Below are 24,072 nucleotides of genomic sequence, written 5' to 3' on the forward strand. Positions count from 1 at the left end.
GCCCGGCCAGTCCGCACGCGGCAGAGAAAGCAGCCCTTTCCGGCACACCCAGGCCAGGCTGGGCGGGCTATGCTGAGGGCCTGATCCGCTGCCCGCTTTGACTTGCCGTGTCTCGCTCCGACTCGCCGTGCTCGCGCGCCCTGCCCCTGAAGATTCAAATTCGTCGCTCAGCGGGCGGGTTGCGGCGCTTGCGCTTCTTGGGGACGCTCGTGCATGCGCTCATCGGCAGCGCGGCGCTTGCAGCGCCCTCGGACTCCGGCCCGCACGCCAACACCAGCGCGCCGCCGATGCGCTGGCTGCTTTCGCCGGAGCTGAAGGACGCGCAAGGCAAGGTGGTGGATGCACCGCCTCCCGAGCAGGTGGTTCGTTACCTGCAAGCCCACTGGCGTGACCAGGAGCACGAGATCCTGCGCGCCAACGGCTCGCGCAGCATGCAGATGCTGCGCGCCGGCGAGCCCTATTGCCACGGGGCCATGATCCGCAGCCCTGAACGCGAAGCCCTGCTGCTGTTCAGCACCACGGCCATGACTCCACCGCCCAGTCTGATCGTGGCGCGCCATCGGTTGGCCGCCTTGCCGCGCAACGTGGCCGGCGAGGTCGATCTGGTGACGCTGGTGCACCAGGGTCACTGGCGTGGCGCCCTGGTCAGCGGCCGCAGCTACGGCCCGGTGGTGGATGGACTGCTGCGTGCCCTCGGCCCCGAAAACAAGACCCCGGGCTTGAGCTTCTACTCACCGAGAGACTTCGGATCGCCCCTGCTGGCCATGTTGCATCGGGGCCGTGCCGACTACACCATCGAGTACGAGTGGATCCTGCGTGCCCCCGGCACCGGCGACCGCGCCGCCGACGGCCTGGTGGCCGTGCCCATCCAGGGCGCCAACCAGCTCACGCGCAGCGGCATCGCCTGCCCACGCACCGACTGGGGCCGGGCCGCGATTGCACGCATCGATCGCATCCTGAGCACGCCCGAGGCCGTCGAAGCGCTCAAGCAGGCACATGAGGACCGCTATCCTGCGGAGGTCCGGCGCCGTTACGCCAACCAGCTCGATCAGTTTTACCGAAAGCGAGCCCAGCCAGGAGCATCACCATGAAGGCACCGAAGACCGCGTGCCAGCACGCGCTCGCGCTGGCCATCTGGTGGGCCATCTGCGGGGCCGCTATCGAGCTGACCCCGGCGCACGCAGGCACCGACCGCAGCCCGGCAAGCGCGCCGCACGTGACGCACATCCTCTGGCTGCAAGGCAGCAGCGCGCGTCTCAACCCCATCGTGGCGTACTTGAAGGAACAACTCCCGGCCGTCCGCCACGAGGCCCTGGAAGTCAATGCAGTGCGCAGCTGGCAGATGGTCCAGCGCGGCGAGCCGGCCTGCCGGCCGAGCACGGTGCACACCCGGACGCGCGCGGCCGAGGCCTATTTCGCCGACACCTTGCTGGCGCCGCCGCCCGAGCTGGTGCTGCGGCGCGACAAGCTGCATCTGCTGCCGCGCGACGCCGAGGGCGCGGCCGATCTGCGGGCGCTGCTGGCCCAGAAGCGTCTGCGCGGCGCCTTCGCGCGCGGGCGCAGCTTTGGTGACGCGGTGGACGCACTGCTGGTCGCCGAGCAGCAGAGCAAGAACCCCATGCTGGCCGACTACGCCACCGCCGCCTGGGGCGACCGCATGCGTGACATGCTGGCCCGGGACCGCACCGACTACCTGATCGACGCGCCCGGAGCGCTGCTCCAGCTGCAAAAGCTGGGCCTGGCGGCCGAGGACTACATCGCCCTGCCCATCCACGGCGCCACCGAACCCCTGGTGCTGGGCATCGCCTGCCCACGCAACGCCTGGGGTCGCGCGGCCATCCGGGCCATCGACCAGGCCCTGGGCACACCGGCTGGCGCCGCCCGCCTGCGCGAGATCGGCAAAGACTGGCTCAGCGCCGAGGCCCGCGAGCGCTACGCGCCGCAGATCGAGCAGTTCTTTCAGCGCCGCAGCAAGCCGATGAACCCGGAATGATCCGCGCTCAGCCCTGGCCCAACAAAGCCGCGCCCAGCGCCTCGGCGACCTCGATGCCATCGACGCCGGCCGACATGATGCCGCCGGCATAACCAGCACCTTCACCGGCGGGGTAGAGGCCCTTGATGTTGAGGCTTTGGTAATCGCGGCCGCGGGTGATGCGCAGGGGCGAGGAGGTGCGGGTCTCGACGCCGGTGAGCACAGCGTCGGGGCGCGAGAAGCCCTTGATCTGGCGCTCAAAGGCCGGCAAGGCCTCGCGGATCGCGTCCAGGCAGTAGTCGGGCAGGCTGCCACGGCCTTTTTGCTGCAGATCGGTCAGGGTCACGCCGGGCTTGTAGCTGGGCTCGACATTGCCCAGCACCTTGGAGCGCTGGCGCTTGATGAAATCACCGACCAGTGCGCCCGGCGCCAGGTAGCCGCCCTCGCCCAGCTCGTAGGCGCGGCTTTCCCAGATGCGCTGGAAGGCCATGCCGTCGAGCGGGCTGACCGGGCCTTCGTGCTTGCCGTCCTGGCGGTAGTCCTGCGGGCTGATGCCGACGACGATGCCGGCATTGGCATTGCGCTCATTGCGCGAGTACTGGCTCATGCCGTTGGTGACCACGCGATCGGGCTCGCTGGTCGCGGCCACCACGGTGCCGCCGGGGCACATGCAGAAGCTGTAGACCGAGCGGCCGTTCTTGGCGTGGTGCACCAGCTTGTAATCGGCCGCGCCGAGGATGGGGTTGCCGGCGTTCGGCCCGAAGCGGGCCGCGTCGATCACGCTTTGCGGATGCTCGATGCGGTAGCCGATGGAGAAGGGTTTCGCCTCCATGAACACGCCGCGCTGATGCAGCATGGTGAAGGTGTCGCGGGCGCTGTGGCCCAGGGCCAGCACCACATGGTCGGAGCGGATCTGCTCGCCCGACTCCAGCGTCACGCCGCGGATGTGCTGGCTGCCATCGGCGCTCTTTTCGATCAGCACATCGCTGACCTTTTGCTCGAAGCGGATCTCGCCGCCCAGGGCCTCGATCTCGGCGCGCATCTTGATCACCATGCTGACCAGGCGGAAGGTGCCGATGTGCGGCTTGCTGACGAACAGGATCTCCTCCGGCGCGCCGGCCTTGACGAATTCGGTCAGCACCTTGCGGGTCAGGTGGCGCGGGTCGGAGATCTGGCTCCAGAGCTTGCCGTCGGAGAAGGTGCCGGCCCCGCCCTCGCCGAACTGCACATTCGATTCGGGGTTCAGGCGCTGCTCGCGCCACAGGCCCCAGGTGTCCTTGGTGCGCTCGCGCACCTGCTTGCCGCGCTCCAGCACGATGGGGCGCAAGCCCATCTGGGCCAGGATCAGGGCAGCAAAGATGCCGCAGGGGCCGAAGCCGATGACCACCGGCCGGGGGCGCTCGCCACCCTTGAAGAAATCCACCGGCGCATGGCCGACGAATTTGTACTGCGTGTCCGGCGAGGGCTTGATGTGCGGGTCGCCGGCAAACTGCTGCAGCAGCGCCGCCTCGTCGCTGAGCTCGCAGTCCACCGTGTAGATCAGCTGGATGGCGGTCTTCTTGCGTGCGTCGTAGCTGCGCTTGAAGACGGTGAAACCCAGCAGCGCCGCATCGTCTTTCAGCCCCAGGCGCTGCAAAACCGCGGGGCGCAAGGCCTCCTCGGCGTGGTCCAGCGGCAAACGGAGTTCGGTGATGCGGAGCATGGCGTGTCGGAGTGGTTCAGGGTGAGCGAACAAAGGACGCGAGGTGGGGCTGCGCATGGCCGCTGCGAGCGGCCGGCCCCCAAAAAAGCACAGGCCCTACCGCGAGGAAGGGCCTGTGATCAGCTCAGGCTGTGCCGGGTGTCCTTGCGTCGCAGGCCCGGGCACAGAAGGCTGGGAGGGATCAGCCGCCGCTGCTGGCGCGCTTGCCCGGGTTCTTCTTGCTGCGGGTGTGCGAGCCGCGCTCCAGGCTGATCTTTTGGCCGCGGGGAGCCGTGAAGGTCACGCCCTTGGGGGCGACGGGACGGGGGGTGGCGCGTGCAGCGGCTTCGGTGATGATCTTGTTGCCCATGATGGCTCCGGTACGGAAAAAGAAGTCGGAAAAAAACTGCAAAACCTGGGGTCCTGCGAACCAATCCACTGCCGCCGCCCGCACCGGCTTGGAGCGGCTGCGGCAGGGTGGGTCATGGATCGGACCTGGGATTTTACTGTGTTCTCGGCCAGCCTGGACCGGCCACCCGCTCAGCCCCCTGCGCCGGGCGGCAAGAGCTGCTCCAGGGCCACCGGCCGATGCAGCAGAAAGCCCTGGCTGAAATCCACCCCCAAGCGGCCCAAGCGGGCCTGGGCGGCCTCGCTGTCGACACAGCCGGCCACCGTGCGCAGGCCCACCACCTGGGCCACATCCACAAAGGCGCGCACCGCGGCCTCGTCGAGCGGATCCTCGGCCAGATCGCGCACGAACTGGCCGGCGATCTTGAGGTAATCGAGCGGCAGGCTCTTGAGATAGCCGAAGCTCGATGCTCCGGCGCCGAACTCATCCAGCGCGGCACTGGCGCCCAGGGCCCGCACTTGTTCCAGAAACAGGGCCGCATCGGCCAAGCCGGCCAGGGCCGTGTGCTCGCTGATCTCGAAGCAGAGCTGGGCGCAGACCTCGGGGCCGGCCGCGCGCAGCAGGTCCAGGGCCCAGCGGTGAAACGCCCGGTCGCCGATGGCCTGCTCGGACAGATTGAGGCTCAGCAGCCCCACCTGGCGCGGCAGCCGCGCCTGCAGGCACTGCACCACCTCGGCCAGCACCCAGCGGTCGATCTGGGCCGCCATCTGAAAGCGGGCGGCCGCCGGCAAGAAGGCGGCGGGCAGCACCAGGCCCGGCGCAGCAGCAGCCGTCGCCGCTGCCTCGGCCTGGCCGCTGCCCGCGGGCGCCTCCTCACGCATGCGCAGCAGCACCTCGGCGCGCAAGGCCCCCGGCGCCAGGGCGGTGCGCTGGCCGCGCAGCGAGCGGCGCCAGGCCTGGCCGACACTGGTTTCGCCGGCCTTGCCATCCTCAGCCGGGCGGGCCGAATGGGCCGGGCCCGCCAAGGCCTCGATGCGCTGGCCGTGCAGGACAAAGCGCCCCTCGCGGAGGGCCCGGGCGATGCGCGCCTGCCACTGCTGCTCGGCGCTGCGCGTGGCACGGTGGGCCGGGCTGTCCTGCCAGACCTGCACCCGGTTGCGCCCGGCCTGCTTGGCGGCGTAGCAAGCGCCATCGGCGGCCTGCAGCGCCAGCTCCAGATGGTGCCAGCGCCCATCGAGCGGCAGCAGGCCGATGCTGGCGCCGATCGGGAAGCGCCGGCCGTCGTGGCTGAACTGGAACGCCTCCATGCGCTCGCAGATCTGGCGCGCCACGCGCTCGGCCTGGGCCGGCGGGCAATGCTCCAGCAGCAGGGCGAACTCGTCGCCGCCCAGGCGCGCCAGAGTGTCATGGCCGCGCACCACCCCGGCCAGCAGACGGGCCACCTGCTGCAGCAAGACATCGCCGACGGCATGGCCACAAGCATCGTTGACGGCCTTGAACTGATCCAGGTCGATGTAGAGCAAGGCATGGCGGGCCGGGGTGGATTGGGCCTGATCCTCGGTGACATCTTCGGGCACGCCCTCGGCCGCCATGCGCTCCAGCAAGCCCCGCAGCCGGCTCTCGAATTCGCTGCGGTTGAACAGGCCGGTCAGCGGATCGTGGCTGGCGCGGAAGCTCATTTCGCCGGCCAGGCGGCGCTGTTCGGTCACATCGTGGAACACCAACACGGCGCCGAGCAGCTCGCCGCGCTCGTTGCGGATGGGCGCGGCCGAATCCTCCACGCCCAGGCGCCGGCCATCGGGCGTCAGCAGCAGGGCCTGGCTGGCCAGCCCTGCCGGCCGGCCCGTGGCCAGGCAGCGCGCGACCGGGTTCTCCAGGGTTTCGCCGCTGGTCTCGTGCACGACATGGAAGACCTGCTCCAGCGGCCGCCCGGCGGCGCTGGCGGCGGGCCAGCCGCTCATGCGCTCGGCCGCGGGGTTGAGCCAACGCACCTGGCCGCGGGCATCGGTGGTGATGACGGCATCGCCGATCGAGCGCAGGGTCACGCGCAGCAGCTCATGCTGCTCGGCCAGTTCGGCCGCCAGCTGCTCGGCCAGTTCGGCCGCCAGGCGGCGCATCTCGGTCAGATCCCAGTTGCTGCCGACCAGGCGCAAGGCCCGGCCCTGCTCGTCGCGGATGACGCGGCCCGAGGCGCGCAGGTGATGGGTGCTGCCGTCCGGCCAGACCACCCGGAACTCGGTCAGAAAGGGCTGGCCGCTGTCGATGGCCTGCAGCATGGCCTGGTGCGAGGCCGCCAGATCCTGCGGGTGGACATGGCGCGACCAGAGTTCGTAGGCGCTGGCCGGCGAGCGCGCACCCAGGCCGGGTGCCGGCGGGATGAGGCCGTAGAGCCGGTACATCCAGCTGTCCCAGTGCATCTCGCCGCTGCCCAGGTCCCACTCCCAGATGCCGATCTGGCCGCTGTCGGCCGCCACCGAGAGCCGCTCTTCGCTGGCACGCAGCCGGGCCTGCATCTGCACCTGTTCGCTGACATCCTCGACCGTGCCGACAAAGCCCAGCACCTGCTGCTGCGGCCCCAGCACCGGGCGGGCACGCGAATGGACATGGCGCTCGCTGCGGTCGGGCCGGCGCAGACGGAACTGCTGGTCGAACTCGCTGCGCAGGGCGGCACAGCGCTGCCACTCGGCCAGGACCCGCCCGGCATCGTCGGGGTGCAGGGTGGCCGGCCAGCCGCGGCCCAGGCTTTGCGCATGGCTGAGCCCGTAGATCGCCTGCCAGCGCGGGTTGGTGTAGGTGCATTCGCCCTCGGCATCGGTGGCAAAGATGCCCAGGGGCGAGGATTCGCTGAGGGTGCGCAGCCAGGCCTCGCGGGCCGCCAGCTCGCGCGCCATGCGCTGAGCCTCCAGCTCGGCGCGCCGGCCTTGCAAGGCCAGGGCGGCCGCCTGCGCCAGCTGGCGCAAAACCCCGGCCTGGCTGGCCGTGAGCCGGCGCGGCACATGGTCCAGCACACACAGCGTCCCCACCGCCTGCCCTTCACGCAGGCGCAGTGGCATGCCGGCATAAAAGCGCAGACCGGGCTGACCGGCCCGGCCGCGCACCAGCGGGCTGGCCGAAAACCGGGCATCGAGCGCCGCGTCGGGCACCTCAAAAAGATCCGTTCCCTGGATGGCGCTGTCGCAGCAGGTCAGCTCACGCGGCAGGGATTTGACCTCGCTGCAGCCCACCCCTGCTTTGAACCAGACCCTCCGCGCATCCACCAAGGCCAGGCGGGCCACGGGCGCTTCACAGGCCAGGGCGGCCGCCTGCACCAGGGCATCGAACTCGGCCTCTGGCTCGCTGTCCAGCACCTCCAGCGCGAGCAAGGCAGCCAGGCGCTCGGTTTCCACCGAAGGCGGCAACATCTGCGACATGGGCCCCTCCTGCTGTGCGCCTGCCCAGCCATCCGGGCGGCGCGCTGCGATTCTTGCAATCGATTGTGCGGCGCCGCCGCCGGCACCGCACCCGGGTTCGCCCTGATCCGTGAGCCCGCCGCGGGCCAGCTCAGCCGCGCGATTGCAAGAAGGCTTGCGCCAGAGCCCGGCCGCTGCGCCAGGCGCCTTCGACCTTGCCGCCCATCAGCCAGTCGCCACACAGGCCAAGGCCGGCGGCGGCATCCCAGTCGCAGCCCAGGTCCAGCGGCGGCGCGCTGTCGGCATAGCGCCAGCGGTGCACCGCCAGTTGATCGGGCGCACGGCCGCCCAGCGCGGCAAAGGCAGCCAGCAAAGGTTCGCTGGCCTGCTCGGGCGTCAGCTCCAGATTCGCCTCGCTCCACTCGGCCTCGGCGTGCAGCAGCCAGGTCTCAGCCACGCCGGCCGGGGCGCGACTGGGCTTGCTGCTGTCGCGTGCGACCCAGCGCAGCGGGCCCTGGTTGACGAAGGCGGCATCGAAATCCAGGCCCAGCGCCTGCTCGTAGTGCAGCATCAGCGCCCAGCTGCCGCGCATGCGGGCGGCGGCAGCGCGGGCACGCAGGGCTTCGCTGTGGCCCGCCAGCAGGGGCACGGCCTGCGGTGCGGGCACGGCCAGCAGCACCGCGGCAAACGCTTGGGTCGCCTGCGCCTGATGCTCGGCTTCAGCCAGCTGCAGTTGCCAGGCCCCATCGGCACGGCGCTGCAGGCCTTGCACCGTGGCCTGCAGCTGCACCGGCAACGACTGGGCCAGCCAGCGCGCCGGCGCCGTCATCTGGGGCAGGCCGACAAAGCGCTCGGTCTCACCGGCGCCGCGCGCCTCGGGCTGCGGCCCAAAGACACGCAGGCGCGGCTGCCAGGGCGCGGCCACGCCGGCCGCCTGCCAACGCGCCAGCTCGGCGCGGAACTCGGGGTCGCGGGCGGTGAAGTACTGGGCGCCGTGGTCGCATTGCCAGCCCTCGCCGCGGCGTGTGCTCATGCGGCCGGCCGGGCCGCGACTCTTCTCGAACAGCTGCACCGGCACGCCAGCTGCCTGCAGAGCCTGGGCACAGGACAGGCCGGCCAGGCCGGCGCCGACGATGGCCACGGGGGCGGCGGAAGAAACAGACATGGGCTGGGGCATCGGGATCGAACAGATTACCGATTGTGCGGGCCCGCAGGCCTGGGGGTGAGTCGCTCGCCACAAGCGCCGCGGCCGGGCTCGGGCATTGCCGGCCGGCGCTGCGCGGCCCGCGGGCTTGGGCTAGGCTGCGCCCCATGAGTTCCTCACACCCAGCCCCGCCCCTGCACCCCAAGAAACTGCTGCACAGCAAATGGACCGCTTTGCAGCCGCAGCAGCGCGAGCGGCATTTCCTGGTCAGCCGGGTGATCGCGCCCGAGATCGGCCCCAGCGGGCAGCCGGGCCCGATCGAGTGGATCGAGCTGGAGTCGGTGCTGTCCAAGCGGGTGCAGCGCCTGGCCTGGCGCGAGTTGCGCGACAGCGAGCGTTGGCGCCAGGGGTGGCTGGCATGAGTGAGGCCACCCCATTCCAGGGCATGGCCAGCTTGCCCGAGGGCTATCGCGCCCTGGTGATCGGCGCTTCGGGCGCCCTGGGCGCGGCCTTTGTGGAGCAGCTGCAGGCCGACCCGCGCTGTGCGGGCGTGACAGGCCTGCACCGGCACTCCGACCCCGCCCTGGACTTTGCCGACGAAGCCAGCATCGCCGCGGCCGCACAAGCCCTGCGCGAGCAAGCGCCCTTCCACTTGCTCATCAACGCCGCGGGCCTGCTGCACAGCGCCGACTTCATGCCCGAGAAAAAGCTCGGCGAGCTCAGCTATGCCCAGCTGCAAGCCACCTTTCTGGTCAACACCTTCGGCCCGGCCCTGCTGCTGCGCCACCTGGTGCCGCTGATGGACAGGCAGCGCAGCGTGCTGGCCCTGCTCTCGGCCAAGGTGGGCAGCATCGAGGACAACCGCCTGGGCGGCTGGTACAGCTACCGGGCCTCCAAGGCGGCGCTGAACATGCTGATCAAGACCGCGGCGATCGAAACCAAACGCCAGCTGCCCGGCGCGGCCCTGATCGCTCTGCACCCGGGCACCGTCAACTCGGCCCTGTCGCGGCCTTTTCGGGGCGAGCAGATCGGCCGGCCGCCGGCCCTGGCCGCACAGGAAATGCTGGCCGTGCTGGACCGCGTGCAGGCCGAAGACAGCGGCAGCTTTCTGAGCTACCAGGGCGAGCGCCTGCCCTGGTGAACGCAGCCGGACCGGCTGTCGCCTGGGCAAGGGATGCCGCGCCCGGGCAATCGTGGCTATGCTGGGCGCTCCACGGAGCACGCCGATCAGGAGCCGATACATGCCCGGTTTGACGAAGAGCTGGAGATCGCGAACCGCCGCGTTGGCGCTGGGCCTGGGGGGCCTGTGGCTGTTGCTGCTGCTGAACGGCCCGGCCCAGGCAGCGCCCTGCAGCCGCCCGCTGCGCATCGCCATGATGGAATGGCCGCCCTACTTCTTCCCCAACGACAAGGGCGAGTCCGTGGGCGCCGACATCGAGCTGATCCGCGCGGTATTCAAGGAAGCCGGCTGCAGCCTGGAGCTGGGCGAAGCCGTGCCGCGCAACCGCCGCTATGCCATGTTCAAGGCCGGCGAGCTCGACATCATCCCCGGCGCCTCAGACACAGCCGAACGGCGCGAGTTCGCCTGGTTCGGCCGCGCCTACCGCATGGAGACGGTCAGCCTCTTCACCCTGCCCGCCAAGCTGGGGCTGTACCGCGATGTCAGCGGTTTTCAGGATGTGCTGGCCCGGCGCATTCCACTGCTGAGCCTGAACGCCGGTTGGTTCGGCGCCGACTACGAGGCCTACATCGGCCGCCTGCAGGAAGCGCGGCTGAGCTCCACCTTCGAGACCTTCGAGAAAGGCCTGCTGATGCTGGCCCGCGAGCGCGGCGAGCTGATCATGGCCGACCACGCCACCCTGCTCTTCGAAGCCGGGCGGCTGAAGATGGAGCTGGCGCCCCTGCCCTACCACCCCTCGAACGCGCCGGTACACCTGATGTTCAGCAAGAAAACCGTCAGCGAGGACGAGGTGCAGCGCCTCAATGCCGCGCAGGAGCGGCTGGAGGCGCGCGGTGTGCTGCGCGCCATTCGGGCGCGCTACGGCGTGCAGTATTGAAAAGCCACCCGCCCTGGGCTCCTCACGGAAGGACTCGGTTGCCCACGCCGTGGTTCATGGCATTGAGCAAGTCGCCATTGTCCTGGGTCAGCTCCCAGGCGAACAGGCCGGCCAGGCCCTGCTTGACGGCGTACCGGCCCTTGGCGATGACGGCGCGCGGGTCGTCGTAACCCATCCAGAGCTTGTGCTTGGGGTGGAACAGGTTCCAGGCCTGGGTCTGGGCGTCGAACTGGGCCAGATAGCCGTTCAGGCCCTGGCCCTTGGGCCCGAGGTAGCGGGCGGCGATTTCGCGGTAGCCGGCCGAGCCATCGGCGCCGGGATAGCCGCCGGTCTTGCTGGCCCCGGTCTGCGCGCGCTCGACGCCGGCAAAGCCGCGGCCGTACATGGCCACGCCGCCCACCAGCTTGGCGCGCGGCACACCGGCGGCCTCGAGGTTGCGCACCGAGCGGTCGAGGCTGTCGTCGGCCTCGGTCCCGGCGGCGTTGCGGCTGCTCATCAGCGTCGTGTGATTGCCCGCTGCGGCTGACCAGTTGCCGTAGAAGTCGTAGGTCATCATGAAGATGAGATCGAGCGCGGGTGCGGCCTGCTTGAAGTTGATGCGCTTGACCACGGTCTCGCCGCTGTTGATGGCCGTGCTCAGCAGATAGGGCCGCCCGGTCTCGGCCTCCAGGCGCTGCAGGCCGCGGCGCAGGTCCACCATCAGGTCGGCATAGGCCTGGCCATCGGCCGGGCTGCCCAGAGGCACGCCGTTGGCGGCGCCGTTGTCGCCGGGGTGCTCCCAGTCGATGTCGATGCCGTCGAAGCTCGGGTGATCGCGCAGGAACTGCAGGGAGGACTCGACAAAGACGGCCCGTTTGGCGGCGTCGGGCGCCATGTGGAAGAAGCCGTCCGAGCCGCCCCAGCCCCCGACCGAGGCCAGCACCTTGACCTGGGGCTCGCGCGCCTTCAAACGCGCAAAGGCGGCGTCAAAGGTTTTCTCGGCGCCGCCGGTGCTGAGCTGGAAGTCCTTCTTGCCCTCGCAGCGCGCCGCGTCCTTGGCGATCTGACCCGGGCCGCACAGGCGCAGAAAGGCATACAGCAAGTGCGTCACGCTGCCGGCCGGGATGCGGTCGACATGGGCAGCGCTCTCCCACATGGGCACGTAGACCCCCACGACCTTGGCGCTGGTGCGCTCGACCGGCAAAGGCTTGCCGCCGAACAGGGGATAGGGCGTGGCCTCAGCCGCCTTGGCGGGCAGCGACAGCAAAGAGGCACACAGGGCGGAGGCGGCCAAGGCCAGACGGGAAGTGGACAGCGACAAGCACATCATCGAACAGCAAGCTCCAAACAAGGACGCTGGAGACTAGCAGGGCCCGCCCCGCGGCCGTCTCAAGATTGGCTTAAGCGCGGCACGAATGAGGGCGCAGGCCGCGCACGGCAGCCATCACTCACGGCGCCAGATCGACACGCAGCTGCAGCTCGCGCTGGGTCTGGGACTCGGCCGCCCGGGTGCTGAGCACGCCGCGCTCCTGCGCCTGCACGGCCGCGCCGGTGCGCGCCACTGTCAGCCACTCGCCCAGGCGCAGCTGCACGCTGCTGTCGAGCTGGGTTTGGCCTGCGGGCACACCGTTCGGGCCGGGCTCGCCCGAGGGGGTTTGCACCTTGATGTCCAGGCGCGCCGGCTGCTGGCCGCCGGGCCAGAACACGGCCACGGTGAAGCCGCGCGTCTGCTCGACAAAGCCGCTGCGTGGCACGGCGCGCACGCGCGCATCCGCCATGCCGGGCACGCCGCCGCCCGCCGCTGCGGCGCCGTCCATCTGCACCGAAACATCGACCCACTGCACCGGCACTTTCTCGTTGAGCTGGAACTGCGCCTGGCGGCCGTTCAGCACCAGCACACGCTGGGTCTGCTGGCCGCTCTGGCTGTGGCTGCTCGTGCTCAGGCTCACACCGGGCGTGGGCGAAACACTGCCGCCCGTGCCCACCACCACCGCGCCCTCACGCACGCCGGCCAGGCTGGCGCCGTCCATGCGGCTTTCCACCCAGCGCATCTCGACCCAGAGGTTGCGCGGGGGCAGCTTGGCCGCGGGCTGAGCGGCCGCGAGCAAGGGCATCAGGCCGAGTGCACTCAGAAGCAAGCAGGCACGGCGGGGAAGCAAGTGGAGTGCGTTCATGCGCCCAGCATAGGCCGCCGCGACCTAGCGCGCCAGCGCGGCCAGAGCCGGAATGCCGACCGGCGGCTGCGCGCACCAGGGCAGCCAGAAGAGGCGCTGGGCCAGATGCTCGTCCGCGATGCGCTGCATCTGCCGCTGCTCGCCGGCCAAGCGGGCGCTCAAGAGCGGGTCGTGCGCGCCGGCGGCCAGCAGGCTGCGGTTCATGATCCAGGCAAAGGGCTCGATGCCGGCGCGGCGCAGATCGCTTTGCAGCGCGGCTGCTTGCGAGACCGGCGTCTGCTCGGCCAGGGTCACCAAGAGGATGCGGGTGTAGGCCGGGTCTTGCAAGCGCATCAGCGGTGTGATCAGTCGTGCGCTCGCACCACCCCCACTGCCACCACCACCCTGCAGCTCGCGGCGCATCTGGCGGTCGTAGGCGCCGGTGGCGTCCATCAACAGCAGGGAATGGCCGGTGGGCGCGGTGTCCAGCACGACAAAGGCGCTGCGCGCCTCGCTGACCACGCGCGAAAAGGCGTGGAACACCGCCACCTCTTCGGTGCAGGGCGATTGCAGATCCTCCAGCAGCAGGGCGCGGCCGGCCTCATCCAGATCGCGGCCCTTGTGGGCCATGACCTTGGCGATGTAGGCCTCGGTCTCGCGCTTGGGATCGATGGCATCAACGCGCAAACCGGGCAGCTCGCCCTGCAGCGTGGGCAGCACATGGGCGGCCGGGTCGGTGGTGCTCAGGTGCACCGCATGGCCGCGCTGCACCAGGCCGATGGCCAGGGCCGCGGCGATGGTGGTCTTGCCCACGCCGCCCTTGCCCATGACCAGGATCAGGCCCCGGCCGGCGGCGGCCAGCTCATCGCACAGGGCCGACAGGCGGGCGGATTCACCGGGCGCTGCCAAGCTCACAGCTTCGCTCGGCTGCGTCGCGAGCGGCGCGCCGGGCGCTTGGAACAAGGCGCGCAGCGCGGCCAGGCCCACCATGTCCACCGGCCGCAGCGGCAACTCGCGGCGCGGCAGTGCGGCCAAGGCCGCCGGCATGGCGGCCAGCGCCGCCTGGCCCTGGGCCTCGAGCGCGGCGGCCACCGGGTCATCCGCCACGCTGGCATGGAAGACGCCGTTGACCAACAGGCGCTGGCGCTTCAAGCCCAAACCCTGCAGCTCGACGGCACTGCGCGCGGCCTCGTCCAGCGCGCCGCGCTCGGGCCGGGCCACCAGCACCACCTCGGTCAGCGCCGGGTCGCACAAGGCCGCCAGCGCGGCCTGGAAGCGTGCCTCCTGCATCTTCAAGCCCGAGTGCGGGCCCAGGCAGGAGGCGCCGCGGTCGTTGTCGGCCAGAAAGCCGCTCCAGGCCTTGGGCAGGCTGAGCAGGCGCAGGGTGTGGCCGGTGGGCGCGGTGTCGAAGACGATGTGGTCAAAGCCCGGCGCGCCTTCGGCCAGCAGGCTGGCGAACTCGTCAAAGGCCGCGATCTCGGTGGTGCAGGCGCCGCTGAGCTGCTCACGCACGGTGTCGCGCTCGGCGGCGCTGGCGCCCGCGCCCAACTGGGCCAGCACGCGCTGGCGGTAGTCCTCGGCGGCCTGGTTGGGGTCGATGTTCATGACCGACAGGCCCGGCGCTCCTGGCACCGAAACCGGCTGCTGGCGCAAGGGGATGGCCAGCATCTCGTCGAGGTTGGATGCCGCGTCGGTGCTGACCAGCAGCACGCGCCGACCAGCATCAGCCAGGGCCAGGGCGGTGGCGGTGGAGCAGGAGGTCTTGCCGACACCGCCCTTGCCGGTGAAGAACTGGAAGCGCGGGGTAGTCGAGATGTCCATGGGCTCAGCCTAACGCAGCATCAAGGCCTTGACTCTGCGCTGGGTCATGCCGCCTGCGTTCTGGCTTTGCGCAGCGGCCACAACAGATTCAGCGCCAGACCGGCCAGCACCAGGCCGGCGGCGATCAGCTTCCAGGCCGGCAGGCCTTCGCCCAGCACCAGGGCCGCGGTGCTCATGCCGAAGACGGGCACCAGCAAGGCCATGGGCACGACGGTGGCCGGCGCATGGCGGGCCAGCAGCCAGCCCCAGGCGGCGTAGCCGAACAAGGTGTTGCCCAGGGCCTGCCAGAGCACCGCGGCCCAGGTGCCGAGATCCGCCTTGTGCAAGCCCGCGGCCATGGCCTGCGGCCCCTCGACCAGCAGGGACAGCAGCAGGAGCGGCGGCACGGCGAAGACGCTGGTCCAGACCATATAGGCCAGCATGTTCACGCGCCCGGCTTGCTTGCCCACCATATTGGCGCAGGCCCAGCTGAAGGCCGCGGCCAGCACCATGGCCAGGCCCAGCGGCGTGGCGCTGCCGTCGGTGTGGCTGGCGATCAGGGCGATGCCGGAGGCGGCCAGGCCCAGGGCCAGCCATTGGTAGCCCTTGACCGGCTCGCGCGTCAGGCGCATGGACAGCATCAGGGTGAAAAAGACCTGCGTTTGAATCACCAGCGAGGCCAGGCCTGGCGAGATGGCCGGCTGCGGCCCGCGCATGGCCAGAAAGAGCAGGCCGAACTGGCCGACGCCGATCAAGAGCCCATAGCTGGCCAGATTGCGCCAGGGCAGATCAGGCCGTTGGATGAAGAACACCGCCGGCAGCACCGCCAGGCTGAAACGCAGGGTGGCGAACAGCAAGGGCGGCAGGGCGTTGAGCCCGAGGCGGATGACCACGAAATTGCTGCCCCAGATGGCCACCACGGCCAGGGCGAGCAGGAAATGACGGAAGGGCAGTCGGGCGCTGGTGCTCATGACCCCATTCTGTAGGCTGCGTGCGGTCCTGCCGAAAGTGTGTGGCGAACACCGCCCTGGCAGCGATCAAAGTCGATCGCAGGGTGCGCCCGGGCGACCACGCTTCAGCCACTCAGCGCCGCCGCGCCGCCCGATCGGCCGGAAAGATCACCACCCGCTGCAGCCAGAGCGCGAACTTGTGGCCGCGCGGCTGGGCCGTGCCCTGCAGGCCGGCCAGCAAGGCATCGGCACGCAGCTGCAGGCGCCGGCCGCGCGCATCGAGGCGGCAGCGGGCCGGGTCCAGCCGGGCTTGCACGATCCAGGCTTGCGGCAGGTCCACACCCGCGGCGCGCACCTCGTCGCAGCTGAGCCAGGGCTGGCCCTCGGCGTCACGCTCGATGTGCAGGTAAGCGCCCATAAAGCTGTAGCGCTGGCCCTGCACATCGGCCCAGCGCGCCGGCGCGGCCCAGGCCCAAAGCTCGGGCAGCCCTTCCGCCAGGGCCGGCAGCAAAAAGAACCACAGCCCCGGCGCGCAGAAGATCAGGCCCCAGAAGCCCAGACCCCAGAGCGGCAGCAAGCACAGCAGCAGGCCGAACACGCCCTGGCCGAGCAGGCGCAGGCCCGACTGTTCGCCATTGCTGCGGCGCACCGCCGCGCGCATGGCCCGCCGCAGCGCCTGGCTTTGGCGGGCGGCGATGGCGTCCAGATCGGCCCAGGCCATGACAGTGGCGCCCTTCAGCCGCCCCTCAGCCGCCGCGCAAATGCCGCAGCGGCACACCGCCGCCGGCCTTCACCTCACCGAGCGAGAAGCTGGTGTGCACATCCTTGACATTGGGCAGGTGCAGCAGCGTGTCGATGGTGAAGCGGCTGAAGGCGTCGAGGTCGGTGGCCAGCACCTGCAGCTCGAAGGTGCCGGCCCCCGAGATGTAGTGGCAGGAGATCACCTCGGGCAACTGGCGCAGTGCGTCTTCCAGCGGCTTGGTCGAGGTGCCGGTGTTGCGGTCGGCGTCCACGCGCACAAAGGCGAGCACGCCCAGGCCGATCTTGCGGCGGTCGATCTCGGCGCGGTAGCCGGTGATGAAGCCCTGCTCCTCCAGCCAGCGCACGCGCCGCCAGGTGGGCGCGGTGGACAGGCCGATGCGGGCCGAGAGCTCGGCATTGGAGAGCCGCGCGTCGCGCTGCAGCTCGGCCAGGATGGCGATGTGATAGCGGTCGAGGGTGTCGCCCTGGGGCAGCAGATCCGCGGCCGCAGCGGCATCGGCGCCCGCGTCCGTGGCCGGGTCCGCGACGCCGGCAAAAGACTGCGGGTTTTTACTAGGTCCGGGCTTTCTCGATGCCATTTCTTGCCCCAAAACAGATTGCTGGAAAGATTATTGCTCAGCGCCCGGGTTTCCAAGACCAAATAGAAAGCACCGCTCGCGACCCTTTCCCTACACTGGCGCCTGCCTTTTGAAGGGCAAATACCGTGCTGCGGCCCTGTACACAGGGCCTGCAGGCCGGACATACTGTGCCGCACCCAGTGCCGGCATCCAATGCACACGGGAGCATGGCCGCCACAAGCGGCAGCAGCCAGCCCGGTTCCACCCCGAGACAAGCCGAGATCCCCACCATGAATGCTCCCCTGCCCGATCACGTCCTGCGCGCGCTCGAAAAGGTCACGCTGGACGACAAATACGCGCTGGACAACGGCCGCGCCTTCATGAGCGGGGTGCAAGCCCTGGTGCGCCTGCCCATGCTGCAGCGCACGCGCGATGCCATCGCCGGGCTGAACACCGCCGGCTTCGTGTCGGGCTACCGCGGTTCGCCGCTGGGTGGCTACGACCAGGCGCTGATGGCGGCCAAGAAGCATCTGGCCAAGCAGAACATCGTCTTCCAGCCCGGCGTCAACGAGGAACTCGGCGCCACCGCGGTCTGGGGCACGCAGCAGCTCGAGCTGTTCAAGGAAAAAGCCAAGTTCGACGGCGTGTTCGGCATCTGGTACGGCAAGGGCCCGGGCGTGGACCGCTGCATCGATGTGTTCAAGCACGCAAACATGGCCGGCACCTCCAAGCATGGCGGCGTGATCGCCATCGCCGGCGATGACCACATCGCCAAGAGCTCCACCGCCGCCCACCAGAGCGACCACGTCTTCAAGGCCGCCGGCTTCCCGGTCTTCTTCCCCAGCAGCGTGCAGGACATCCTGGACATGGGCTTGCACGCCTTTGCCATGAGCCGCTTCTCGGGCCTGTGGTCGGGCATGAAGACGATTCAGGAAATCGTCGAGTCGGGCGCCAGCGTCAGCGTCGATCCGGACCGCGTCAACATCATCACGCCGGACGACTTCCCCATGCCCCCGGGCGGCCTGCACATCCGCTGGCCCGACCCGCCGCTGGACCAGGAAGCGCGCATGCTCGACCACAAGTGGTACGCGGCCCTGGCCTATGTCCGCGCCAACAAGCTCAACTACAACGTCATCGCCACGCCGAACGACCGCCTGGGCCTGATCGCCTCGGGCAAGGCCTGGAACGACACCCGCCAGGCCCTGCACGACCTCGGCCTCGATGACGACACCTGCCGCCGCCTCGGCATCCGCCTGCACAAGGTCAATGTGGTCTGGCCGCTGGAGGCCAATATCACGCGCGATTTCGCGACCGGCCTGCAGGAGATCCTGGTCATCGAAGAAAAGCGCCAGGTCATCGAGTACCAGATCAAGGAACAGCTCTACAACTGGCGCTCCGACGTGCGCCCGCATGTGCTGGGCAAGTTCGACGATGACGCCGAAGGCGGCATGGGTGGCGAGTGGGGCCTGCCCAACCCCAGCAAGAACTGGCTGCTGCGCCCGCAGGCCGACCTGACCCCGGCCATCATCGCCCGCGCGATCGCCAAGCGCCTGAAGAAGCTGGGCGTGGACGCCGATGTGGCCGCCCGCCTGGACGCCCGCGTGGCCCTGATCGACGGCAAGGAAAACGCCCTCAAGCAGGAAGAGAAAGCCGCCGGTGGCGCCGACCGCACGCCCTGGTTCTGCTCGGGCTGCCCGCACAACACCAGCACCCGCGTGCCCGAGGGCTCGCGCGCCGTGGGCGGCATCGGCTGCCACTACATGGTCACCTGGATGCCGGGCCGCAACACCGCCACCTTCACCCAGATGGGCGGCGAGGGCGTGCCCTGGGTCGGCCAGGCCGCCTTCACCAACGAGAAGCACATCTTCTCCAACCTCGGTGACGGCACCTACTTCCACAGCGGCATCCTGGCGATCCGCCAAAGCATCGCCGCCGGTGTGAACATCACCTACAAGGTGCTCTACAACGACGCCGTCGCCATGACCGGCGGCCAGCAGGTGGGCGAGCGCGCCGAGGGCCACACGGTGCTGCAGATCATGAACAGCCTGGTCTCGGAGGGCGTGGCCAAGCTGGTCATCGTCACCGACGAGCCGGACAAGTACATGGGCGTGGCCCTGGCCAGCGGCGTGACCGTGCACCACCGCGACGAGCTTGACGCCATCCAGCGCCAGTTCCGCGAGATCCCCGGCACCACGGCCATCATCTACGACCAGACCTGCGCCACCGAAAAGCGCCGCCGCCGCAAGCGCGGCAAGCTGGCCGATCCGGCCAAGCGCACCGTCATCAACGAGCTGGTCTGCGAAGGCTGCGGCGACTGCAGCATCCAGTCCAACTGCCTCTCCATCGAGCCGCTGGAGACCGATTTCGGCCGCAAGCGCCAGGTCAACCAGAACACCTGCAACAAGGACTTCAGCTGCGTCAAGGGCTTCTGCCCCAGCTTCGTCACCATCGAGGGTGGCGAGCTGAAGAAGCCCAAAAAGGACAAGCGCATCTCGCCCTTTGATGCCAAGCTGGGCGCCCTGCCCGAGCCCAGCATTCCCAACGCGCAGGAAGCCTGGGGCATCGTCGTCGCCGGCGTCGGCGGCACCGGCGTCATCACCATCGGCCAGCTGCTGGGCATGGCCGCCCATCTGGAAGGCAAGGGCGTGATCACGCAGGATGCGGCCGGCCTCGCGCAAAAGGGCGGCGCCACCTGGAGCCACATCCAGATCGCCAACCGTGCCGAAGACATCCACTGCACCAAAGTCGGCACGGCCGAGGCGCAACTGGTGATCGCCTGCGATTCCATCGTCGCCGCCAACAAGGCCACCCTGGCCGTGATGCGCGAGGGCCGCACCTTTGTGGCCTTGAACACCCACGGCTCGCCGACCGCGGCCCTGGTGAACAACGCCGACTGGTCCTTCCCCGGCGCCTCTTGCGAGGCCGCCGTGGCCAAGGCCGTGGGCGCCGATCACTTCCGCGCCTTCGACGCCGAGGACGTGGCCGTCAAGCTGCTGGGCGACTCGCTCTACACCAACCCGCTGATGCTGGGCTATGCCTGGCAGCAGGGTCGCATCCCGCTGTCCCACGCCGCGCTGATGCGCGCCATCGAGTTGAACGGCGTGCAGATCGACAACAACAAGGCCGCCTTCGAATGGGGCCGCCGCTGCGCCCATGATCTGGCCGGCGTGCAATCGCTGTTCGCTGCGCAGCAGGTGATCCAGATCGTCAAGCGCCCGGGCGTGGACGAGCTGGTGGCCAAGCGCGTGGACTTCCTGACCGGCTACCAGAACGCGGCCTATGCCGCGCAGTACAAGGCCTTCGTCGAGAAGGTGCGCGCGGCCGAGGGCAGCCTGAACAGCACGGCGCTCACCGAGGCCGTGGCCAAGTACCTGTTCAAGCTCATGGCCTACAAGGACGAGTACGAAGTCGCCCGCCTGCACACCGACAAGAGCTTTGTCGAGAAGGTGGCCAGCCAGTTCGAAGGCAATTACAAGCTGGTGCACCATCTGGCCCCGCCGCTGCTGGCCAAGAAGAACGACAAGGGCGAGCTGGTCAAGCAGCAGATGGGCGCCTGGGTCCGCCCGGCCTTCGGCCTGCTGGCCAAGCTCAAGGGTCTGCGCGGCACCGCGCTGGACATCTTCGGCTACACGGCCGAGCGCAAGATGGAACGCGCCCTGATCGGCGAGTACCGCGCCAGCATCGAAGGCATCCTGGCCAAGGGCCTGAGCGCCGATCGCCTCAAGCTGGCCACCGAGATCGCCCGCATCCCCGAAGAAATTCGCGGTTATGGCCATGTCAAGGAGCGCCATGTCCACGCGGCCAAGGCCAAGTGGGAATCGCTGATGCATCAGTGGAAGCAACAGGCCTGATCGTTAGGCACTCAGCTGCACACAAAAGCCCGCCCGGATACGGCGGGCTTTTTCTTTGGGCTATCAAGCGATTGTGTTTGATCAGCTGGAACTGACTACGGAGTCATGGGGACACGGAGGAACTCAGGGGCGGGGTGGGAGGTCGACTTGTGTATCGCTGCGCGGGGGGGCTGAGCTGAATTGATCGCAGTGCCTGTTGGCGTTGAGCAAGCTGCTGAGCGAGATTGCGCGCCAACGGCCGCTATGCAGCGTCCACTACCGATCTGCCGCCGCCCAATCCACGCTCGCATTCGGCCACGGCGGACGCTTACAAACGTCAGCCTGGCAGCATGCTGTGTACGCGCTGCAGAACCTGGCTATCGACAAGTGCGTGTTATCGATTGTGGGCAAATCCGAAGGCTGGCGCATCATTACGGGCATCGATGTCACGGCGGCACATTGGCGATCGGTGTAGGCCATGACGGCAAGATGACGTAAGCCCCCCCTCTGCCCTAGCCGTTGCGAGCGAGTCGCTCTCCAAGCCCACTTCCGACCTGAAAATGCGTCGATGCCCAGCTACTCCGGAACAAGCCCGCTGGCACGACACCCAACAAATCGAAGAGACGCCGAATTCAGACCCAGCGCCGCCCCGTCCGGCCCTCGCCCAGCATAGGTAGAGCCGCGCGCGGCAGCCAAGGAGGCTAGACTCGCGGGGCTGACGGGCCCAACAGTAGTGCGAAGGTGAACCACGTGTTCCACGTCGCCATTCCTGACCGTCCCGCCATGTACAGGTGAGACCCATTGACAGGTTCGACGACGCCGCGGTCAGACCAAGCGGAAATCTCTACGCACGGGATCAATGCGTGACCGCACCATCTGCAAAATCAAAGTCCAAATTCAATTGGTCTGTCAATCCTCAAAAAGACAAAGGGAGCAAAGTGCTGCGACGAGCTTTTCTGTCACATTCCTCGAAGGACAAAGAGTTTATCCGCGCCGTAGCGAATGAACTCGGTAGGCAGTACTGCCTATTTGATGAGCAGGTTTTTGAAGACGGCGAGCAGTTCAAATACGCCATTGAGAAGATGCTCGACGAAAGCGATGTCTTCGTTCTATTCGTCAGCCAAGCTGCGCTGGAAAGCATTTGGGTGAATTTCGAGATTACGGAGGCTTGGTACAAAATACTCGAATCCAAGATATCCAAATCCTTAGTGTTTTTGCTCGATCCATCGATCCAATTCTCAGAATTGCCACGATGGCTTTCACGAGCAAAGATCTCCCCGACTACCGCACCTAAAGTTGCGGCGAGAGAGATAAGACACCATCTGGATGGGCTTCTGCGCTCGCAGCAACAGAGTCACTTTGAAGGCCGCAGCCTCGACATTTCAAATCTCCAGAAACTCCTGACGCCACTCGGGCAACGTCCTCCACGAGTCCTTGGTGTGTATGGCTTGCCGAGCGTGGGAAGGCGAACATTTATTGGAAAGGCGGCACAACTAAGCCTCTCTTACCCAAAGGTGTTGGAGATACCGGTTGCCGACGGGGATACGCTACAAGCGATTACCATAAAACTCGCAAACTTGTTGGAGCCGTTCTCCACCAAGGACGGCTTTGATTCCATAGTAGCGTCAATCCAAAGGCAAAGCGAGGAAGATATCCTCACGAGGAATCTGGAGAACCTTCAGGCCGCTACCCATCATAAAGAGTTACCGATTCTCGTGGACGAGGGCGGCTTACTTACGCCTGACGGCCTGCTGACCGACCCTGTGCGCAAGCTTGTATCCAAGGCAGAGGGCCAAGATGATGTTTACCTTTTCTTGGTCTCAACACGGAAGCCTCCTTCAGAAATTCCATCGCTAAACCTCCGCCCGCTGGCAGATGAGGATAGCCAACGATTGATTTCAAAGATCGCGGAATCCGAAAAGGTGGCGATGACCGCGGCACAGATTCGCGAAGTCTCAGAGTACTTGGGAGGGCACCCGCCGAGCGCCTACTACGCAATAGATCAGGCAAAAGCGTATGGCGTGCAGTCGATAATAATGGACAAGAATCGACTTATCAAATTTAGAAAATATGCATTCGTCAAATTCCTACGGGATAGCAGGCTCACAAAAGAGCAGCATTCGATATTACTAATCCTGGCCAGATATAGCCCTCTTCCCGCACAGGTTTTGGCAAAGAGCCTTCAACTTGATGACGCACTGCTAATTAGCAGTCTAATTGGTCTTGTCGATCATTCGCTCGTTGTGCCGGACGAAAGCGGCCTCTATGGCATTGCATCTCCAGTATCGGACGCTGTACTGGAGCAGTTCCGTGATGATGCAGAGATAGATCATGGGCGCGTCTTTTCCTCGCTACGAGATATTTTAAATGCCGACGACGAAGAACTACCCAGATTGCAACTGCATCGTCAACTATTCAAGGCAGCGCTACGCACCGGCGGGCAAAGAGACGACATATTCCATCTAACCAGTGATTTGATATCGTTTGCAGAAGACGCTTATCATCGTCGAGAATATCGAACGTGCATTGAAGCCGCGCGTTTGGCAGTGGAAGAACTTCCAAAATCAGTGACAGGAAGGGACTTCTTAATTCGAGCGCTTATTCAAGAAGATTTGTGGCCGGAAGCGGCTCAGGAACTGCAACTATTCAACACCTATGCACCCGTAAGGGATTACCATTTTCTGAACGGCTTCTTTCATCGCAAAGCTGGAAAACTCACTCAAGCATTGGAAGAATTCACACTTGCCGAGAAACATGGGCGGCGAGGCACTGCGCTTTATCGTGAAATAGCAAGTTGCTATTTTCTTCTAGGCAACTTGGTGAATGCTAAGCGCTATGTTGAGGAAGGCCTCAGCCAAAGGGAAAATCGATTCCTGGTTGATTTGAAAATCCAGATCGCCATTGCTGACGGTTCGGAAACGGATGCGAGACAGAGCTTACTCCGACTGGAACCTATTGATTCCCCTTCGTTCATCTGGCATCGACTGTCCACCGTCGAACTTAGATTCGGCAGCGCGAGGGAAGCCTTGCAAGCGGCAGAGAAGGCCGTGAAGACAGTGGAGGGCAGGCCGACCTTCGGAATGCTCGCGCAACTCTGTACTTGCCAAATCAGGGAAGGGCTGCATGCGGATGCAGACGCTACTCTTCAACGCCTAAACCGGGTGTTTGGTAGCCAAAGGAAGGACATACGACTTGGCCTCGAATGTCGCTTGGAGATAAGTAGGAAGCGATATTCTCAAGCGCTGACCGTCTTTTCGAGAATCGAAGATACGTCGTCAACCGTGTATGCACCGATGAAGCGTGATGCACTCGCGGGCATCCTAACCACTGCCCTTCCGGACAATGACCGAAAACATTACACCGAAGAATTGGAAAAACTGAGCAAACCGCTGCAAGGTTTTGACGATACCGCGGCCTGGCTTAAACTCGTTCAATAATCTGTCAGCGGC

The 24,072-nt window shown here is 67.3% G+C and carries 18 protein-coding genes; 8 read left to right on the forward strand and 10 right to left on the reverse strand.

From position 1 onward, the window contains the following. Positions 1–209 precede the first annotated feature (209 nt). Together AC1Q6P_RS10740 and AC1Q6P_RS10745 are read left to right on the forward strand one after the other, a co-directional pair. Complete coding sequence (locus AC1Q6P_RS10740) at positions 210–1,091, forward strand: hypothetical protein (protein WP_492665193.1); 882 nt, start codon at positions 210–212, stop codon at positions 1,089–1,091. After that, complete coding sequence (locus AC1Q6P_RS10745) at positions 1,088–1,993, forward strand: hypothetical protein (RefSeq protein ID WP_271007236.1); 906 nt, start codon at positions 1,088–1,090, stop codon at positions 1,991–1,993. Before AC1Q6P_RS10740 ends, AC1Q6P_RS10745 begins: the two co-directional genes overlap by 4 nt. Positions 1,994–2,000: 7 nt before the next feature. Here the strand turns inward: AC1Q6P_RS10745 and AC1Q6P_RS10750 are convergent, their stop codons facing one another. The 4 genes from AC1Q6P_RS10750 to AC1Q6P_RS10765 all read right to left on the reverse strand — a co-directional run bounded on the left by AC1Q6P_RS10750 (position 2,001) and on the right by AC1Q6P_RS10765 (position 8,556). Continuing rightward, positions 2,001–3,674 carry an NAD(P)/FAD-dependent oxidoreductase gene (locus tag AC1Q6P_RS10750; protein WP_492665194.1) on the reverse strand — a complete coding sequence of 558 codons (1,674 nt, stop codon included), beginning with the start codon at positions 3,672–3,674 and terminating at the stop codon, positions 2,001–2,003. A gap of 181 nt (positions 3,675–3,855) precedes the next feature. Further along, complete coding sequence (locus tag AC1Q6P_RS10755; RefSeq protein ID WP_165794692.1) at positions 3,856–4,023, reverse strand: hypothetical protein; 168 nt, start codon at positions 4,021–4,023, stop codon at positions 3,856–3,858. Between the two features lie 170 nt (positions 4,024–4,193). Further along, the gene (locus AC1Q6P_RS10760) at positions 4,194–7,412 is read right to left on the reverse strand and encodes an EAL domain-containing protein (protein WP_492665195.1); all 3,219 of its coding nucleotides are present in this window, start codon (positions 7,410–7,412) and stop codon (positions 4,194–4,196) included. 130 nt (positions 7,413–7,542) lie between these two features. Further along, the gene (locus AC1Q6P_RS10765) at positions 7,543–8,556 is read right to left on the reverse strand and encodes an NAD(P)/FAD-dependent oxidoreductase (RefSeq protein WP_492665196.1); all 1,014 of its coding nucleotides are present in this window, start codon (positions 8,554–8,556) and stop codon (positions 7,543–7,545) included. A 146-nt stretch (positions 8,557–8,702) separates the two neighbouring features. Between AC1Q6P_RS10765 and AC1Q6P_RS10770 the strand changes: the two genes are divergently transcribed. From AC1Q6P_RS10770 to AC1Q6P_RS10780, 3 genes are all read left to right on the forward strand, one after another. After that, positions 8,703–8,957, forward strand: a complete 255-nt coding sequence (locus AC1Q6P_RS10770) for a TIGR02450 family Trp-rich protein (RefSeq protein ID WP_492665197.1) — start codon at positions 8,703–8,705, stop codon at positions 8,955–8,957. Further along, positions 8,954–9,676 (forward strand): SDR family NAD(P)-dependent oxidoreductase, encoded by a 723-nt coding sequence (locus AC1Q6P_RS10775; protein ID WP_492665198.1) that lies wholly within the window; start codon positions 8,954–8,956, stop codon positions 9,674–9,676. The genes AC1Q6P_RS10770 and AC1Q6P_RS10775 overlap by 4 nt, the downstream gene beginning before the upstream one ends. Before the next feature lie 100 nt (positions 9,677–9,776). Further along, positions 9,777–10,592, forward strand: coding sequence for a substrate-binding periplasmic protein (locus AC1Q6P_RS10780; protein WP_492665199.1), 816 nt, complete (start codon positions 9,777–9,779; stop codon positions 10,590–10,592). Positions 10,593–10,614: 22 nt separating this feature from the next. Here the strand turns inward: AC1Q6P_RS10780 and AC1Q6P_RS10785 are convergent, their stop codons facing one another. The 6 genes from AC1Q6P_RS10785 to AC1Q6P_RS10810 form a co-directional block, all read right to left on the reverse strand. Beyond that, complete coding sequence (locus AC1Q6P_RS10785) at positions 10,615–11,901, reverse strand: glycoside hydrolase family 18 protein (protein ID WP_492665200.1); 1,287 nt, start codon at positions 11,899–11,901, stop codon at positions 10,615–10,617. 118 nt (positions 11,902–12,019) lie between these two features. Continuing rightward, the gene (locus AC1Q6P_RS10790; protein ID WP_171828693.1) at positions 12,020–12,745 is read right to left on the reverse strand and encodes a hypothetical protein; all 726 of its coding nucleotides are present in this window, start codon (positions 12,743–12,745) and stop codon (positions 12,020–12,022) included. 24 nt (positions 12,746–12,769) lie between these two features. Continuing rightward, positions 12,770–14,545: an arsenical pump-driving ATPase gene (arsA, locus tag AC1Q6P_RS10795; RefSeq protein WP_492665201.1), complete on the reverse strand. Its 1,776-nt coding sequence runs from the start codon at positions 14,543–14,545 to the stop codon at positions 12,770–12,772. Positions 14,546–14,589: 44 nt separating this feature from the next. Next, the gene (locus AC1Q6P_RS10800) at positions 14,590–15,477 is read right to left on the reverse strand and encodes an EamA family transporter (protein ID WP_223696889.1); all 888 of its coding nucleotides are present in this window, start codon (positions 15,475–15,477) and stop codon (positions 14,590–14,592) included. Between the two features lie 130 nt (positions 15,478–15,607). Continuing rightward, positions 15,608–16,195 carry a hypothetical protein gene (locus AC1Q6P_RS10805; protein WP_492665202.1) on the reverse strand — a complete coding sequence of 196 codons (588 nt, stop codon included), beginning with the start codon at positions 16,193–16,195 and terminating at the stop codon, positions 15,608–15,610. Between the two features lie 25 nt (positions 16,196–16,220). Continuing rightward, on the reverse strand, positions 16,221–16,814 hold the full coding sequence (locus AC1Q6P_RS10810) for an Lrp/AsnC family transcriptional regulator (protein ID WP_171828689.1): 594 nt from the start codon (positions 16,812–16,814) through the stop codon (positions 16,221–16,223). A 269-nt stretch (positions 16,815–17,083) separates the two neighbouring features. On the opposite strand from AC1Q6P_RS10810, the gene AC1Q6P_RS10815 reads away from it, so the two are divergent. The 3 genes from AC1Q6P_RS10815 (at position 17,084) to AC1Q6P_RS10825 (ending at position 24,060) form a co-directional block, all read left to right on the forward strand. Continuing rightward, positions 17,084–20,644 (forward strand): indolepyruvate ferredoxin oxidoreductase family protein, encoded by a 3,561-nt coding sequence (locus AC1Q6P_RS10815; protein ID WP_492665203.1) that lies wholly within the window; start codon positions 17,084–17,086, stop codon positions 20,642–20,644. A gap of 202 nt (positions 20,645–20,846) precedes the next feature. Then, entirely contained in the window at positions 20,847–21,098 is a 252-nt protein-coding gene (locus tag AC1Q6P_RS10820) for a hypothetical protein (protein WP_492665204.1), read from the forward strand. Between the two features lie 388 nt (positions 21,099–21,486). Next, positions 21,487–24,060, forward strand: coding sequence for a TIR domain-containing protein (locus AC1Q6P_RS10825; RefSeq protein WP_492665205.1), 2,574 nt, complete (start codon positions 21,487–21,489; stop codon positions 24,058–24,060). The last annotated feature ends 12 nt before the right edge of the window (positions 24,061–24,072 follow it).

The organism is Roseateles sp. GW835-FHT13E02 (assembly GCF_058794035.1).

Excerpts from the sequence above, each read along its gene's own strand:
- AC1Q6P_RS10745 (WP_271007236.1), top strand. The coding sequence starts at position 1,088 with ATGAAGGCACCGAAGACCGCGTGCCAGCACGCGCTCGCGCTGGCCATC.
- AC1Q6P_RS10750 (WP_492665194.1), bottom strand. The coding sequence starts at position 3,674 with ATGCTCCGCATCACCGAACTCCGTTTGCCGCTGGACCACGCCGAGGAG.
- AC1Q6P_RS10755 (WP_165794692.1), bottom strand. The coding sequence starts at position 4,023 with ATGGGCAACAAGATCATCACCGAAGCCGCTGCACGCGCCACCCCCCGT.
- AC1Q6P_RS10760 (WP_492665195.1), bottom strand. The coding sequence starts at position 7,412 with ATGTCGCAGATGTTGCCGCCTTCGGTGGAAACCGAGCGCCTGGCTGCC.
- AC1Q6P_RS10765 (WP_492665196.1), bottom strand. The coding sequence starts at position 8,556 with ATGTCTGTTTCTTCCGCCGCCCCCGTGGCCATCGTCGGCGCCGGCCTG.
- AC1Q6P_RS10770 (WP_492665197.1), top strand. The coding sequence starts at position 8,703 with ATGAGTTCCTCACACCCAGCCCCGCCCCTGCACCCCAAGAAACTGCTG.
- AC1Q6P_RS10775 (WP_492665198.1), top strand. The coding sequence starts at position 8,954 with ATGAGTGAGGCCACCCCATTCCAGGGCATGGCCAGCTTGCCCGAGGGC.
- AC1Q6P_RS10780 (WP_492665199.1), top strand. The coding sequence starts at position 9,777 with ATGCCCGGTTTGACGAAGAGCTGGAGATCGCGAACCGCCGCGTTGGCG.
- AC1Q6P_RS10785 (WP_492665200.1), bottom strand. The coding sequence starts at position 11,901 with ATGATGTGCTTGTCGCTGTCCACTTCCCGTCTGGCCTTGGCCGCCTCC.
- AC1Q6P_RS10790 (WP_171828693.1), bottom strand. The coding sequence starts at position 12,745 with ATGAACGCACTCCACTTGCTTCCCCGCCGTGCCTGCTTGCTTCTGAGT.
- arsA (WP_492665201.1), bottom strand. The coding sequence starts at position 14,545 with ATGGACATCTCGACTACCCCGCGCTTCCAGTTCTTCACCGGCAAGGGC.
- AC1Q6P_RS10805 (WP_492665202.1), bottom strand. The coding sequence starts at position 16,195 with ATGGCCTGGGCCGATCTGGACGCCATCGCCGCCCGCCAAAGCCAGGCG.
- AC1Q6P_RS10810 (WP_171828689.1), bottom strand. The coding sequence starts at position 16,814 with ATGGCATCGAGAAAGCCCGGACCTAGTAAAAACCCGCAGTCTTTTGCC.
- AC1Q6P_RS10815 (WP_492665203.1), top strand. The coding sequence starts at position 17,084 with ATGAATGCTCCCCTGCCCGATCACGTCCTGCGCGCGCTCGAAAAGGTC.